This window comes from Streptomyces sp. NPDC058246 (genome assembly GCF_042881985.1).
GTDB lineage: Bacteria > Actinomycetota > Actinomycetes > Streptomycetales > Streptomycetaceae > Streptomyces.
Genome location: NZ_JBHVWZ010000043.1, coordinates 18185 through 34660, shown reverse-complemented (window position 1 = coordinate 34660; position 16476 = coordinate 18185). Strand labels below are relative to the sequence as shown.

5 protein-coding genes and 2 pseudogenes are annotated in these 16476 nt (G+C 66.8%); all 7 read right to left on the bottom strand.

Annotation, left to right across the window (positions count from 1 at the left end):
• Window positions 1-2 precede the first annotated feature (2 nt).
• Complete coding sequence (casA, locus tag ACFVXA_RS37365) at window positions 3-1595, bottom strand: type I-E CRISPR-associated protein Cse1/CasA (protein ID WP_390028449.1); 1593 nt, start codon at window positions 1593-1595, stop codon at window positions 3-5.
• Between the two features lie 501 nt (window positions 1596-2096).
• Window positions 2097-4979: a CRISPR-associated helicase Cas3' gene (gene cas3, locus ACFVXA_RS37360; protein ID WP_390028447.1), complete on the bottom strand. Its 2883-nt coding sequence runs from the start codon at window positions 4977-4979 to the stop codon at window positions 2097-2099.
• 1799 nt (window positions 4980-6778) lie between these two features.
• A complete protein-coding gene (locus ACFVXA_RS37355) occupies window positions 6779-7729 on the bottom strand; it encodes an IS630 family transposase (RefSeq protein ID WP_390028446.1) in 951 nt (316 codons plus the stop codon).
• 418 nt (window positions 7730-8147) lie between these two features.
• Window positions 8148-8309, bottom strand: a pseudogene (locus ACFVXA_RS37350) (AAA family ATPase); the annotation flags it as partial.
• A gap of 1 nt (window position 8310) precedes the next feature.
• A pseudogene (locus ACFVXA_RS37345) lies at window positions 8311-9484 on the bottom strand (exonuclease SbcCD subunit D).
• A 507-nt stretch (window positions 9485-9991) separates the two neighbouring features.
• Entirely contained in the window at window positions 9992-13285 is a 3294-nt protein-coding gene (gene fxsT, locus ACFVXA_RS37340) for an FxSxx-COOH system tetratricopeptide repeat protein (RefSeq protein WP_390028495.1), read from the bottom strand.
• 1254 nt (window positions 13286-14539) lie between these two features.
• Complete coding sequence (locus ACFVXA_RS37335) at window positions 14540-16336, bottom strand: DEDDh family exonuclease (RefSeq protein ID WP_390028444.1); 1797 nt, start codon at window positions 16334-16336, stop codon at window positions 14540-14542.
• Window positions 16337-16476: the final 140 nt, after the last annotated feature.

Sequence of the window (16476 nt, the reverse complement as noted above, 5' to 3'; positions counted from 1 at the left end):
GGTCAGTGGCTGTGGCGGCGCAGCTGGGCTACGGCGAGGGCGATGGCCTCGGCGGCACGGAAGTGCTGGGCGATGGCCGGGCGGGTGGCGGCGCGGAGCGCGTGGACGGCGTCGGCGGCAAAGGCCGCGCGCGCGGCGCGGGTGGGGTCGTCGAGGAGGGTCCAGAAGGTGGCTTCGGCGCGGGGCCAGTACAGGGTGCGGGCGCTGTGGGTCCAGGGCGGCAGGCGTCTCGGCGGCCGCCCGGCCTTGTCGCCGGACGGCGAGGTGACCTGGCTCCAGGCGGTCTTGGTGACGTGATCGAGGTGTTCGCCGATCTCCTCGGCGGCTTTGCGGCATTCGGCGATGCGCTCGGCAGCGGCCGGGTCGTGTTCTTGCGTCCAGGGCCAGATCGGCGGGGTTAGGGCCGTGTACCAGGTGCGGTTGAGGGTTTTGTCGTCCTGGTCGAAGCCGTAGACCCTCACCCGCAAGGCGGCCCGCAGGTCGGCGGGCAGGTCATTGAGGGTGGTGAAGGCGTCGGGGCGCTGGACGGTGTAACTCTTGCTGCCTGTGCCTGCTTTTCCTTTGCGGTCATCCTCATCGCCTGCCAGCAGCAGGGCGTCCAGGTCCCGCCACAGGGCCCGGTCGGCGTCCGCAAGGCGCGGCCTGTGGCGCTGAGTGACGGGCTGGTCGGCATGGACGTGGTGGATGAGGTACGGGTCGAGGGCGGGGAGCTTTTTCTGGATTGCCCAGGTCAGGTAGGCGTCGATCACCTGCCGGCCGTCGGGCGCGGGGACGAGGAGGACGGCGTGCCGGGAGCGGCCGGTCAACAGCCGGCCCGGGGAGGCCACCGGCGGTGGGGCGGCATCGGGGGCGGGGCCGGCGTCGGGGTCCGGGTCGGGCAGCGGTTCCTCCCACGGGCAGCGGTCCTGGGCGTCCGGCCACAGCCGGGACGGCTTGGGGACGCCGGCCAGGAGGGTTTCGTACAGGGTGCGGCCCAGCGGGTGGAAGGAGAGCGTTGAGCGCAGCGGTCCGGCTTTGGCTCGTCCGAGGGAGCGGTCGCCCACGGTGCGCACGGAGCACTGGCCGGCCGCACCGTAGTAGTGGTGGATGAGCAGGTGCCACAGGGCCTGATCGCTGGGCACCGGGTGGGGGTCGGTGTCGGTGTGAGGGCTGAGCCAGGCCAGGTTGTTTCCCTCAGGGCGGCCGAAGACCAGCTTGTTGATGCCGGCCCGTTTCGCGCACTGTGTGGCCAGCCGTGGGTCTTGCAGGAACGGCCTCTCGGGGTGGAACAGGTCCCAGATGTAGCGGTCGAAGTAGTCATGGACGGCACCGGGGTCGAACCCCTTGGGGTTCTTCAGCAGGTCACGGCGGCGTTGTGCCCATTGTCGTGCGGTCATCCGCCCGTCTTCCTGCGCGTCCAGGCCGCTGACCCGTGCCGCCATCGCAACGAGCAGGCGCAGGGCGGCGGATGCCGCCGGCGGCAGGGGCAGCGCCAGGTCCTTGATGAGGTGGGCGTGCAGCAGCACATCCCGCCATCCCAAATATTCTTGGCGCCCGTTCAAGAACAGGACGGGAATGCAGGGCTCTTGGTCGGTCGCATAATGGGGGGCAGGCACACGGGCTCCATTGCCAGGTGTGAAGAAAGAGGGGATTTCTAGGAAGAGTTGCCTGCCGAAATCAGGAGCCCGCCGGGGTCGCGATGCCGCGGATGCATGCCGATGATCGAGGAAAGGAGGCGGGCCGCGCAGTCGTGGGCCGGGTCAAGCCACGCCGACGGGCAGCAAGTGCCGCACGGGAGCACCAGGGGTGCGGTGCACGCAGCGCAGCGCAGCGGGCGCGACATACCGGACTCAAACGTTCGTCCGGCTTCGCAATTCCATATTAACCACAGCCCAGCAGCCTTCCGAACCACATCGTTCACCCCGCAATTACCGGCCAGTTTCCCCTTTTTGACTTAGAGTCAATTCCTGGATGTGGAGCGGCCCTATTCGCGGTTCTGCCCCGGCGTCCCCCCTCTTTTTTCGCTGCCCACGCAGAGGTGCGACGCGGCACCGTCTCCAGGTGTCCGGGCCTGCCGAGCGCCTGACGGCGGCCGCGGGCATGCGGGCGAAGACGGCTCAGGCCTCGGTGTGGACCAGCCCCAAGGCGGCGTCGAGGCGCAGGCTGTGCCGTCCGAAACGCACCGGCTGTGCAGGGTCTTCGGCATCCTGCGGCAGCAGGACGAGGTCGGCGAGGAGAGCGTGTGTGCGCCAGGAGTCGGGGACCTGGTTGCGGCGGCTGCCCTCGGCGACCCAGGGGGCGGGCACGGGCAGGGTGTGCTGGAGGATCCTGCGGGTCTGCGCGGTGGTCGGTTTGCGGTGCCGGGGCAGGGGCTGGGTGCCGGCTGCGTCCAGGGTGAGGCGGCCACCCGGGGTGCGGTAGACGGGCAGGAGGCGGCGGGGCATGACCCCCAGGCGGGTGGCGGCCTGGCTGGCGTGCAGGTTCTGGCGGTGCAGGTCGGACAACGACAGGGCGTCGTGCCAGGCGGGCACGAGGTGCAGCGCGCTGTGGTGTTCCTCGGTGCGCTGCCGGGCGTGGTGGAGGGTGTGGCTGCGCTGCAGGACGGCATCGGCCTGGGTGAGGTCGTCGGGGTCGCCGTGCACGCTCTCCACCAGGTGCTGCACGTCGTCGGGCAGGGTGAGCGGGCCATCGGGCCGGTGGGCGAGGTAGGCGGCGGTGGCGCGCGGCAGGAACGGGGAGTCCAGACCGCGCCAGGCGGGTGGCAGCTGGAGGTGGCCGCGGTGGTCGGTGGGCTGAAGGACAGTCAGGCGGGGGCGGTCCTGTTGGCGCATCCAGTCGGGCCGTGCGATGTGGTCGAAGCGCCACAGCCGGCCCAGGCGTTGTAGGAGGGTGTGTAGGGCGGCCAGGTCGCTGACCATGACGTCGACGTCGATGTCGAGGCTCATGTCCAGCAGGCTGGTGGTGACGACCACCAGGCGCTTGGGGCGCTCGCCGGTGCGGAACAGGGCGGTGCGGACGTGGCGGGTGAGGGCCTCGCTCTCGTGGCCAGGCAGGCGGGCGTGCAGCAGGAGCAGTTGGCCGCCGGGGCCGCCGTCCGGCCAGTCCAGGGCCGTGTGCAGGTGTGCGTAGGTGGTCTGGGCGTCGGCCACGGTGGCGCAGTAGATGGCTGCGCAGCCGCCAGCCTCGGCGACGGGTGCGATCTCCTGGGTGATGCGCTCCAGGCGGGTTTCCCGGACGAGGGCGTCCTCGGGATCGGTGCAGGAGGAGTGGCGCACCGGGTGAAGGCGGATGTCGGCGCGGCGGCGGTTGCGGGCGGCGTGGGCGGCGGCCGCGGCGGGGGTGATGCGGGTGAGGGAGGCGTCCGAGGCCGCGGCGTAGAGCCAGCCGGGATAGGGCGGATGGCAGTCCAGGTGTGCGGTTTCGGGGTGCGGGTGGCCGGCGCCGTCGAGGTAGCTGCGGATGAGTTCGCTGCTCACCTGCGCGGGCAGGGTCGCGGACAGCAGCACCACGGGGCAGCCCAAGGCGCCCAGCCAGTGCAGCAGACGCCCGAGCACCTGCCGCATGAACGGGGGCAGGGCGTGGACTTCGTCGACGATGACGGTCCGCCCGGAGATGGCCAGCATGCGCAGGGCGCTGAAGCGGACCGGCAGCGCGGCCATGAGGGCCTGGTCGTGGGTGGCGACGGTGAACTGGGCCAGCAGCGCCCTGTCCCAGCCGCGCAGCCAGCCGTCCGGCACCGTCACCCGCTCCTCGGGCCGCTCCCCCGCCGGTGTGTCGGCGTCGTCTTCGCCAGGCCAGAAGGCGTCGCTGGTCGACGGCTCGTGGGCGGCAAGACGATGGTCGCTGTAGGCGGTGTTGTCGTAGCTGTGGCTGTGGACCAGGGAGACCGGGGCGTGCTCGGGCCGGTGGGCGGCCACGTAGGCCTCGAGGACGTCGTAGGCGGCGTTGGTGGTGGCCATGGTCGGCAGCAGCCACAGGATGCCGGCCGTGTCACCGCCTGCGTTGAAGATCCGGGCGGCTTCCAGGGCGGTGACGGTCTTGCCTCCGCCGGTGGCATCGGTGACCACCAGGATCCCGGGCCCCTTCTCCCCCACCGCAAGAGCGAGTTGCTCCGTCACCGAGGCCTGCAGGTCGTTCGGGGCGGTCAGGCCACCGTGCGCGTGGGTGAAGGGTGTGTGCGGCAGACTGATGCGGGCCAGACCGGACTGCTCGATCAGAGCGGGGGCGTCCCGGACGGCCTGCGCGTAGTGCTCGCCGGCACCGAAGGCCGGCGCCTGCGCCTTGGGCAGCCAGTAGTGACGCTGGCTGGCCAGCCGGTCCGCGATGATGCCGACTCCGGTGATCAGCACGGCCGCCTGTACCGACACGTCGGCGGGCACCACGGTGGCGCCGGTCAGGTGGCGCACCAGGGCGAAGTAGCGGCGGCGCAAGTCCTGCCAGGCCAGCCCGCCCAAGGTGAGGTTGACCCGGGATGCTTTGGCCGCGCCGTCGATGTCGATCTGCAGGAACCGGCCGTGGTGCCCGCCCAGGATCTGCGCCACCAGCACCCCGGGACTGTCGGAGGTGTCCGCCGGGTAGCCGGCCTCCGCCAGCAGCTGCAGCACACTGTGCATGGACGCCCGCTCGTGCGGCATGCGCCGCCAGTTACGGGTGTCCGCCCGGAGGGTGTCGCTGACCCGGGCCCAGGGATGCGCCTCCTGCTCCTGGAACGCGGACACCTTGCCCAGATCGTGCAGGCCGGCGATGAACATCACCAAACAGCGCGCCTCCGCAAGCGTCACCCCCAGCCCGACTGCGATCAAACGCCGCTGGCCGCGGGTCAGATACCGGTCCCAGACCACGCCGGCGACCGCCGCGACATCCAGCAGATGAAACAGCAACGGATACACCGCCAGCTCACCGCGGTCGAACTTCCCCCACGGCGTCAGATCGATCCCGCTGCCCCGGGCATCCTCCCGCACTCCCACCAGCTGCTCCCGCGCCTCAACTACCCCTGTCATCAGGGCTGTTGATGCCACATCCTGCCTCATGGCGATCATGCGCTGCCGTGGGCGTCTACCGGGGGCGGGCGGGTGTAGTCTGCGGTCCGGGTTTCGCCGGTTTCCTCATCCTGCGAGGGTGCGCCTCTGCTGGTCATCACGGGCCGCTCGCGACCTTTGCTCCCCACTCACGTGGGGGTCCGTCAACCTTGCCCCGGTCGACAACCATCGTCTTGGGATGCTCCCCGCGCCCGTGGGGGTCTTTCCGTCGCCTCGTCGACGAACCGGGAGTTGTCGTAGTACTCCCCACACGCGTGGGGGTCTCTCGTACGCCGGTCCCTACCGGCTGACCGTCACGCCGTCTTCCCCACACGCGTGGGGATCTGCCCTCCAGAGCGAGCGACGTGCACACCTCTGTGATGTGCTCCCCACACGCGTGGGGGTCTATCCAGGTACGTGAAGCCGCCTACCGACTGGAGGCCGTGCTTCCCACACATATGGGGGTCTGTCGTGGCGGCGCAGGTTGGACGGTCTGACGGGCTCGGCCTTCCAGGGGGCCATGCTGCTCACTCGGCCACAGGGCGATCCCAAAGCCGCCTACCGACCGGGCAGTTCAAGCTCAACCACCACGGGCGACTGCCACCCGGCGCACGGGCCTCACCAGCACAGCCAACCATGTAAAGTAAGCAAAAAACAGCCAGCTGATCTTCAAACCCGCAGGCCACGAAGAGTCTTCCCCACACGCGTGGGGGTCGTTCGGCCGTCCTCGTCCTCCACCTGGCCACCTCAGCGTCTTCCCCACACGCGTGGGGGTCGTTCCACCGTGCCCCAGGAGGCGGTCCTCACCCACCTGGTCTTCCCCACACGCGTGGGGGTCGTTCCAGGGTGAGCTCGGGTGCGAGTTTGTCGGGGAAGTCTTCCCCACACGCGTGGGGGTCCGTCCGCCATGAGCAGCATCACCAGTACAGCTAGGAGGCGCTCCCCCACGCGTGTGGGGGTCCGTCTCGGCAACCGAGTGACAGTAGGGCAATCCCTGCTTCTCCCCACCCCCGTGGGGGTCTGTCAACTTTGCCCCGGTCGACAACGATCGTCTTGGGATGCTCCCTACACTCGTGGGGGTCAGCCGTACAGCAGGGCGGCGAGCTGAGCAATGCGCGGCCTTCCCTACGCACGTGGGGGTCTGTCCACGAAGGCCCAGGCCAGCAGCACGCTCTTCAGGTTCTCCCTACGCACGTGGGGGACAGTCCAAGGACTTATCGTCCCGCCAGCACCGCCAACTCGGGCAAAGTAAGCACAAATAGGCTTGCTGATCTTCAAATTGGCAGGTGAATGAGGGGGTTCCCCACACGCGTGGGGGTCTGTCGACCCTGGCCAACACCTGCCTGCGCGGGCTGCCCTCCCCACAGACCTGGGGGTCTGTCGCGGATGCCGCGATCGGTCACGGCATGCCATCGGCGCTCCCCGCAGGCGCAAAGTCCGTCCCTCGTACCCCGACCACGGGATGCGGAGGATCGGTACTCCCCACTCGCGTGGGGGTCTGTCTCCGTCTATGCAGACGTTCTCAGCCGCCAGCCCGTTTTCCCCACACACGTGGTGGTCGTTCTATCCACCGGACGTATGCCCACTCGGTCCCGGCCCGTGGGCTCGTCCCGGCCCTCAGTGGGACGGTGATAGCTGATCGGCCGACGGACGGACACAGCCACCTGTAATGCCCGGTCACAGACGCTCGGGTTCATTCGCCCCCAGCGGCGGTCCTTGGTGATCAGGCTTCTCGGCTATCGCGCACGGCTCTCACCTAGTGTCTCGTGATCCTGTTCACATCACTTTGAGTTGTTTGCGACGAGCTTCTTGATGTTGGTCTGGACGAGGCGGACCTTTGCCAGGATCTCGCCGGCGGTCGCGGTCCAAGTGAAGGGCCTGGCCTCGGAGTTCCAGGAGTCGATGTAGTTGCGGATCTGCATGATCAGCACGTTGACGCTGGCGAAAGTGCCGCGGCGGATCGACTGCCGGGTCAGGATTCCGAACCAGGTCTCGATCTGATTGATCCAGGAAGACCCGACGGGTGTGAAGTGAAAGTGGACGTGGGAGTTCTGGGCCAGCCATGCCTTCACGTCCGGTGTGGTGTGCGTGGAGAGGTTGTCCAGGACGACGTGGATCTCCTTCCCCGCATGCGGCTTCACCGCCTTCTTCAGAAAGGCCACGAAGTTCTTTCCGTTCCGGCTCGGCTTGCACTCGCCGATGACTTCACCGGTGCCGACGTTGAGGACAGCGAACAGGTTCGTGGTGCCATGCCGCACGTAGTCTTGGGTGCGCTTCTCGGTGGCCGCGAAGGCGACCGGCAGTACCGGCTGGGTTCGGTCCAGCGCCTGGATCTGCGTCTTCTCGTCGATCGAGAGCACGACCGCGCCACCGGGCGGGGCAAGGTAGAGCCCGACCACGTCGGCGACCTTCTCCGCGAACGCAGAGTCCTGAGAAATCTTGAAGGTGCCGTGACGGTGCGGCTTGAGTTGCTCCTCGCGCCAGATCCGCGCGATGTAGTGCCAGGACACGGTGACGTTCTCGGTCCGCTTCAGGTATTTCGCCAACTCGCGGGTCGACCAGTGCGAAAGCCCGGTGCAGGTCGGCGGCGTCATACGCGTCAGAGCAATCACTCGCGCCCGTACCCGTGCCGGCACCTGGTCCCGGGCCCCACCGGGGCGATCGCCTTCCAGGCCGGCCAGCCCGCGTTGGGAATAACGGGTCTTCCAGCGGTCCACGGTCGGCAGCGACACCCCGAGCAACTCACAATATCCATGCGTCGCCGTCCCTCGCCCGACCACAGCACGATCCGGGCTCGCGTAGCCAAATCAGCAGCCACACCACGACTGTTCGCCAACTCCCGCTAATCGGCGGCCTGTTCCACGGAAAGCTCCATGCCAGCACCAACGAGACATGCAAGATCACGTAACGCCGACGGGATCACACGACACTAGCAAGGCAAAAGCACAAAACTGCAGGTCAGATGGCCGCTCCTACGGCCTTCTCAATTCAGTGCGCTGGGGATTATCACACGATGCCACCAAGACTTCTCACTCGATGTCACCACTTCTGCGCTCTGACCAGTAGAGATGCACGACATCAAGATGAGAACTACTAGTGACATCGAAATGAGAAGTCGCACTTCGGCTTACCTGTCGGGCAAGCCTGCAAGCCATAGAGGGCGAAGCAGATCGCGGCGAACAGGGTGCTTTTCCCGGCGCCGGTGTCGCCGTGCAGGAGGAAGATGCCGTCGGCGGACAGGGTGTCGAAGTCGACGGTGTGCTGGCCGGCGAAGGGGCCGAAGGCCTGCAGGTGCAGGGTGTGCAGGCGCATGTCAGACCGTTTCCTTGTCCTGGGCGCGGGCGTGCAGGTCGTCGACGGCTTCCTGCAGGAGGTTTGCTTCGTCCTCGGTGGGCGGGGTGCCGCGGACGGCGGTGATGAAGTCGTGGCTGATGTCGAGGTCGCCACGGCCGTGCAGCCGTTCGCGGTAGGTGGGGATGTCGGTGGCCTGACCGGGGATGGCTGTGGGGATGTGCTCCAGGTGCAGGGTGTGGGGGAAGCGCTGCCTGAGGCGGGCCATCGGCTCATACGGGCGGGCCGTGTCGGTGAGGGTGACGTGCAGCCACGCCTCGGCCAAAGCGTCGTGGGCCGGGTCGGTCAGCAGGTCCTCGAGGCGGCCCGTCAGGCGGGCCAGCGGCAGGCGCAGTTCATCGGGCAGGTCGGTGCGGGTGATCGTGGGTTCGGCATGGGCGGGCAGGTCGATGAGGGTCAGGGACTTGGTGTGGCCAGTCTCGGAGAAGGAGTAGGCCAGCGGGGAACCGCTGTAGTGGATACGGCTGTTGACCTGCTGGGCGCCGTGCAGGTGTCCGAGGGCGACGTAGTCGATGCCGTCGAAGACACCGGCACCGGCATGGGCGTCGCCGCCAACGCTGATGTTCACGTTCGCTGTCGCAGCCGGCCGCACCGGTGATGAAGGCGTGGGCGAGGACGACGGAGCGGGTTCCCGCCGGGCGACCGGCGAGGTCGGCGCGGATACGGTCCAGGGCGGAGGTCAGTACCGCCTGGTGGGAGGCTGCCTCTGCATCCAGCTGGATGCGGGCCAGGGCCGGTTCGAGGTAGGGCACGCCGTAGACGGCGACGGAGCCGTGCTCGTTCACGAGCAGCACCGGGCCGGCGGCCTGGGCGGGGTCGGTGCGCAGGTGGACTCCGGCCTTGGACAGCAGGCCTGCGCCGACGCCGAGGCGGTGTGCGGAGTCATGATTCCCGCTGATCATGACCGTGGGTATGCCGAGGTCGGCAAGCTGCTCCAGTGCGTGGCTGAACAGCCGTACCGCATCCAGGCTCGGAATGGCCCGGTCGTAGATGTCGCCCGCTACCAGCAGCGCGTCGACGTGTTGGGCGCGGGCTGTGGCGCAAATGTGGTCGAGAACCGTGCGCTGAATATCGGTCAGGTCTTCCCCGTGGAACCGGCGGCCCAGATGCCAGTCCGAGGTGTGCAGGAACCTCATGCGCACAGACCGTAACCACAGGGGTGGCAGGTGCGGGCGGTTTTCCCGATAAACGGTCTTGTTTGGGGTGACACCGGGACAGGTGGGAGGAAGGTTTCTTCGTCTGCGTGGCCGGGTGGCGGGCCGGGCGCCGCTCGCGGGGTGATTATCAGTAGCAGGAGGCCAGATAAGCAGTGAGGGAAGGAGGATGTGATGTCGTTAACGCGTCCTGCCAGGTCTGAGCGCGCCGTGGCGCCTGGCGGGTGCCGCTGGTGCGGAATCGAAGCTGTGTCATGCGGTGACTGGTGGTGAATTCCACCAGGCCGCACCAGTTCTCACGATGTCGCCGAACTCCCTTGACGCGCCGCCGAGTCGAGGGTCCACCCATTTGGTGGCCGTCGCGAGTGACACCCCCAACAGCTTCTGTTAGGGCCAGTTGGGGCTACTGGGGCGTCGAGAAGTCTGCATACGCCTTCCGACCACGTGCGTCAACGATGCGGGCACGGTCGTCCTCGCTCTCAGCCAGGATCAGGTGCAATCCCCTAATTGACAACGCGCTGCAGCGAGGTTTTCCCGAATCGTTTTGGTCATTGGGTGATGCTCGCCGAGGGACCGTTCGCTGTCCGCGGCCGCCTCTTTCAAAAGCGAGATGGCATTGCTCACATGGCCAGCGGCCAGGCATGAACATGCGAGGTTGTTTCGAGAGCTCACGCTATCGATGTGCTCTTTCCCTTGAACCCGCTCTTGAGCGGCAACGACTTGCTCGAAGAGGCGGATGGAGCGAGCCAGGTCCCCTGCAGAAGCGTAGGCATGAGCGAGGTTGTTGCGTACGCTCAAGGTTTTGGGGTGATCCTGGCCCAGATCCCGGGCAACAACGCTGAGGTTCCGACGCCACAAGAGGATCGCCAAGGGGAAGTCCCCGGCGTCCTGGCATGACTGTGCAAGGATTCCACGGCTGATCACAGTGTCGCGGTGCCCCTCGCCCAGAATCCGCTCCCGGTCTGAAAGCACTTCCTTCATCACGGCAACGGCCCGAACCAGATTTCCAGCCATCCGGTAGGCGGCGCCCAGGTTGTTGCGGGAGCTCAGGGTGTCGGGGTGGTCCTTACCGAGCACCCGCTCTCGGTCGGAGAGGGTCCGCCTGTACAGCTGGATGGCTCGACCCAGATTCCCTCCAACCCGGTAGGTGTAGGCGAGGTTGTTGCGAGAGATCAGGGTGTCGGGATGGTCCTCACCAAGCACCCGCTCTCGGTAGGCGAGTGTCTCCTCGTAGAGGAGGTGAGCCCGGGCCAGATCCCCTGCAGACTCGTAGAGCCCAGCAAGGTTGTTGCAGGAAGTCAGGGTGTCTGGGTGGTCTTTGCCCTGCACCCGAATGCGGTCGGTAAGTGCGCGTTCCCACAGGGGGATGGCCGCCTCGAGATCCCCTGCTGCCTGGTACACGCTGGCAAGGTTGTCTTGGGCAATGAGTGTCTGGAGGTGGTCCCTCCCAAGCACCCGGCCACATTCAGCAACTGCGCGCTTCGAAAGGGGGATGGCTTCCTCAAAATTCCCCGCTACCTGATGCATGGCCGCAAGGTCGCTGTGCGCGACTAGCGTCTGCAAGTGGTGGTCTCCAAGAGCTTGCACGCAATCTGCAAGATTCCGCTCCGCGAGGGAAATGGCGCGCTCCAGCTCTCCCGCTGCCCGGCACGCGTCAACTAGACTTTTACGGTAGGACAATGTGACGGGGTGATACTGTCCCTGCATCTGAATGTGGTTGGCGAGTGCGCGTTCCCACAGAGGAGTTGCGGCCTCAAGATTTCCTGTGGCCTGGTACGCGCCAGCAAGATTTGCTTGCACGATCAGTGTCTCAGGATGGACCTCGCCAAGCACCCGCACGTGGTCGTTGAGTGTGCGTTCCCATAGACGGATGGCATCCTCAAGCTTCCCAGCCGATTCGTACGCACTGGCGAGATTGTTTTGTCCGATCAGTGTGTGGACGTGGTCCTCACCAAAAATTTTGATGAGTTCGGTAGAATTCTCTTCTCCGAGTCGGATCGCTTGCTGTGGATCTCCTCCTACCGTATGGGCAGTTACGAGGTTGTTGCGCGATCCGACGGTGTCGGGGTGGTCCTCGCCCAAAATTTGGATACATTGGGAGAGCGTGAGTTCCAGCAGAAGGACGGCACGCCCAAAATATCCTGCTGCGTGATACGCCATAGCGAGGTTGTTGCGCGACCCCAGGGTGTCCATGTGTTCCTCGCCCAGCACTCGCTGCCGGCCAATGAGGGTGCGGTCGAATATTGAGATGGCCCGAGCAACGTCGCCGCCAGACTGATAGGCGCAAGCTAGGTTGTTCCACGCAGTGAGGGTCTTGGGGTGATCCTCCCCGAGGTCATGTCGCCTCTCAGCGAGGACTTGTTTGAATAGAGAGATGGCCTTGTCCGGATGTCCGGCCGCCTGATGAGCGCGGGCAAGGTTGGAGCAGACCGCTTGCGTGGTGGGGCTCGACGCACCCATGGCGTGCACACACGCGAGCGCGCGGTCGAGGTAACTGATTGAGCGGGTGACAGATCCTTGATCTTCGAGGAGAACCCCCGCCCGGTTCAGGACATGGGCCATCACCAGGTTGTCGCCCTCTGGAGGGGCGTGATGGATGAGAGCATCGAGATGTGGCAGTAGGGTCCGCAAGGCGGACACTGCGTCGGCAGGACTCCGACTTGAACGAAGGGCTGCGGCAAGCTGCCGAGTTGCTTGTACGCGGGCTACTTCGACAGCCTGCGGCTGGCGATGCCGGTCGTCAGCGTCGGGGGTGCGGGCCACGGCTTGCACTAGTCGGTGCATTGCCAGCGTGTCGGTATCCGCGTCAACGGTGAGCATGCTGTAGGCGGCCAAACGCCCTGCGGCACGCAGGACTATCGGGACCTCAGCAAGGTTGTCCAGGAGGCTGCGGGGGATGCCGCTGGGGGCGTACCAGGCCAGAATCAGTAGGAGCTGTCCGGCCACAGGATCATCGTTTAGCCGATCCAAAGTGACGTGCCAAACACGGGCGATTGTGCGTTCTGCGTCCTCGTTCTCTGTGGTCTCCTTGAACATGACCGCCGGATAGACGCTCAGTAGATTCAGGTATGTGCGCGGGCTAACACCGTTCTGGGCGCAATAGGCGGCAGCCTGCTCAATGGCCAGCGGCAGATACCCCAGTTCGGTGCACAGCTCGTCCGCGCCATCCAGATTTCGGGGGTGGCCGTTGTCGAGGATGCGAGTGAGGAGGTGCACCGCCTCGGCGTGCTTGAGGACGTCCAGAAGTACGGGTGTCGCGAGGCCATGCCAGCCGGTGGCACGCCTGGTAGTAATCAGATATCGCCCGGCTATTGCGCGGCCCAGGAGCGGCTTGACATCGGCGGGATCGTTGACGTTGTCCAGAACCAGAAGCCATCGGTCGTGGCTGGCGAGCCATTGCACGGCACGTTCCCGCAGCGCCTCAGGGGACAGAGCATCTGCTAGCGCCGGTTGAAGCGCAGCAGCCAGCGCCGCCAGGCCAGCGTCAACCGTAGCCGGCGTGTCGGCGGTGATCCACCACACAAGGTCGTAGTCGGCAGCATGAGAGGCTGCCCAGTGCGCGGTCAAGGCACTCTTGCCGACTCCTCCAAGGCCGCGTACAGCAGGGACTTCTGCCCCATTGTGTCCCGTCAAGGCCCTATCCAGCTGCCTCAACTCCTGGTCACGGCCTAGGAGCAACCTCCGCGCCGGGATGTTGTTCAGCCCTGGTGGGGCGGAGACTTCTGCTACCGGCCGGAACGCCTCGGGCGGCAATATCGTGGCCTGCTGCACATGATGCTGCATGATCGTTGCGAAGTCGCCTGTATTGGCGATGCCGGTGTTGTCTCCCGCTATGCGAATCGATCGCAAGACATGAGCTGGAACATCGGTCGGCGGCGCAACGGGCTTCGGAGGTTGCTCAGTGGCTTTGCCCCGTCGGGACCGTCGGCTCATGGGCGTTGAGTATTGGCTGAGCCATCACCGGTCGACGCGTTGCCGCTGATGTCACCTCCCGCAGTGATCGAACGATCGCCTGCGGCCTCCGGAACTGAGGTCGGGATTGCGGGGTGCTGCGGGGGCTTTCCCCTCTGCGGGCTATGCGGAGCCGCAGGGTTCTGGATGTTCGTGCTGTGGTCACCGGTGGAGGCATTCCCGCTGATGTTCCCGCCCACAGTGATCGACCGTGAGCTGGGTATGACCAATTGGTCCGGGGAGGCTGCCTCAGGCATATCTGCCTCCATTGCGCCGGACTCCGCGTCCTCCGTGGCCCATGATTTCCCCCAGAGTGCCGCAAAGGCAGCGAGGGCCACTCCGAGACCAACGGCCACGGCCCAGCGCTCGGCAGGGGACTCCATCAACGGCGGCAGCACGAACGCCCCAGAGACCCATGTCGGCAGGCTGAACGCAGCCGCCGTCACCAATCCGGCCACCCACCATTTGATAGCCCGATCCATGTCTGCCGCGCCTCCTCCAGCGAGCGTGCCTCGTCAGTACCACGATGGCAGGAAAATTCGGATCTGTACCCCTGTCGGGCAGGACTGTGGCACGGTCGCTGCGCAGCTTCGAATCTACGAAGTCGGGCCCCACCCGGCGCTGGGGACCTACACGGCTCTCGGGGCGGCCTCTTTGCTCAACTGATCGCCAACTACGTGGCAGATCTGCTCCGTAGGCCCCCGCGCAGCCGCACGTGCCCGTGGACCGCAGGATGCGCTGGCCCTCAAAGACGAACAGCTCCGTCGGCCACAGGAGTTCGCAGTTGCTCAGGTCCAGACTCACTGCCCCATCCATCAGCGTGCGTCGGCCAAACGCAACAGGCACCAGGCCGATCCACAACACACGCATCGAGCCAAGATCACCCTGCCAATATGAACAATGCCTGCTCATCACCCCCGACTTTTGCTCATCCTCATGAACCCGTGACAATCAACCTCAGCAACGGTCCGTGTCATCAGTGCACCGGAGTCGCCCAACGCCTCGGCTGATCACCACACGGGCGTATCCCGTTTCAGCCCGGACCCCAGGTGATGCCGCCTGCGACCTCGGGGGGTGGGCATGGCGTCAGTCGATGATGTCGACGCCGAAGTCGCGGGCCAAGGTGGCCAGTTGGTGGTCGTATCCCTGGCCGACCGCGCGTACGCGCCAGCCCGGGCCGCGCCGGTAGAGCTCGGAGAGCAACAGCGTGCGTTCAGTGGTCGCGGCGTCCAAGGTGGCCTGGGCCACGGCTCGCGCGCCCCTGCCCTGAGCGACAGTGATCTCGATGGCGCCGGCGTCGGCGAACGTCGCGGATCCGTCGATGGCGGCGGCGATGACGACTTTGCGGACGGCGTCGGACAGGGAGGTCAGGTCCGCCGTGATGGCCTGTTCGCTGGGGCCGTCGGTGGCCAGCCGTACGGTTCCGTCGGGTCTTTCGGGCGCTCCGTAGAACACGAAGTCCTCGTCGCAGGAGACCTGTTCGTCCTCGTCGAGAGCGAAGGCGACCATGTCGATCTCGCAGTCGGTCTGATGGCCCCAGGTTGCGGTCACCGTCCATGTTCCGGCGCGGCCGGGTGCGGCCGGCAGGTCGAGAACCCCGCCGCGGGGAAGAATCTGGACGTCGGCCGGGCCGTTCGTTTCCGCCGGTCCGGTGGTGTCCGGTGGCTGCCGCGCGATTGCGGAGAGCCAGTCGGCGTCGTGCACTGGCAGCCGGCGTGCGGTGATGCGGGGCATGCGGCGGTCCTCAGCCCCGCCGGCCAGGAGGACCACGTCCGTGACGCCAGCAGAAAGATTGACCGCGGCAGCTCCGCCCAGCTCCGCGATGCGGGCGCGCAGCGCCGACGCGTGGTCGTGAGGACCGCCCAGCACCAGAACCCGTCGCCCGGACAGCGGTGCGGTGGAAGCTGTGCTGCGGTCGGTGCACCGCTGCGCGGGCACGGACGCCGGCGGTGCGGGGATCGCGTGGGCGGTACCGGACTGCACGATGGTGAGCAGGCCGAGGAAGACCTCCTCGGTGATCACGGGCACGTCCGCACTCCGTGCCGTGCGGGACTTGGCGCTGTCGGGGTCGGTCTCGTTGGTGATCAGCACGCTGGTGTGACGGCTGACCGAGCTCATCACGTTCAGTCCCGCCGCGACGGACCGCGCAATGAGTTCCTCTCGTGCGGTGCGGGTGTCACCGGTGAATGCGATCTTCATGCCCTGCACCAGCGGTTCACCGGGGGCAAGCCGGCCGGGGTTGCGGTGTGCGCACGGGGTCTTCGGCACGCGGGGCGGATATCCCGAGCCTTGCTTGGGCGGGCATGCCACCAGCGGCAGTACGATGCCGAGTTCGCTGGCTGCGGCCAGAGAGCCGCGCAGAACGCCGGCCAGCACGCGCGCGTCGTCCAGGGCGTCGTGCGCGCGCAGTTGGGGCACGCCGTAGTGGGTGGCCAGCGAGGCCAGTTTGAGATCACCGGTAGGGGGTGAGACACGCCGGTTGAGGGCGAGCGTGCACATGCGCTGCGAGACCGGCAGCCAGGAGCGGGCCCGGGCGAACTCGTGCGCGAGGAAGTCATAGTCGAACTGGGCATTGTGCGCGACCATGACCCGGTCGGTGAGCAGCGCTGCGAGGTGCTCGGCGACTCGTTCGAACGTCGGTGCGCCGCGCAGCCGCTGCGGGGTGAGGCCGTGGATGTGCACCGGGCCCGGATCGCAGCCCGGATCCAGCAGTGTGGAGTACTCCTCCACCAGCTTTCCCGCCCAGTCCAGCGTCAGTACCGCCACCGACAGCACCCGGTGCTGGTATGGCCTCAAGCCCGACGTCTCCACGTCCACCACCGCCCACCCGGCGGCCCCCGGCACGGGCAGAAGAGGATTGTCGAAGGCGGGCACCGTACTCATGGCCGTCAGCATCTCCCGCAGTGCCACGCCGGCTCAACTCCCCGGCCGGGGCTGCGTCTGTGGAGAGCCGCGGACGAACTCCGGTCCTGCTTTTCCCGGCGCTCTGGGCACGGGGCCGGCGAAGAGCGCGGTGGATGGGG

Bases quoted from the DNA above. Each gene is read 5' to 3' on its own strand.
- cas3 (WP_390028447.1), bottom strand. From the start codon at position 4,979: ATGACAGGGGTAGTTGAGGCGCGGGAGCAGCTGGTGGGAGTGCGGGAG.
- ACFVXA_RS37335 (WP_390028444.1), bottom strand. From the start codon at position 16,336: ATGAGTACGGTGCCCGCCTTCGACAATCCTCTTCTGCCCGTGCCGGGG.
- fxsT (WP_390028495.1), bottom strand. From the start codon at position 13,285: ATGCAGCATCATGTGCAGCAGGCCACGATATTGCCGCCCGAGGCGTTC.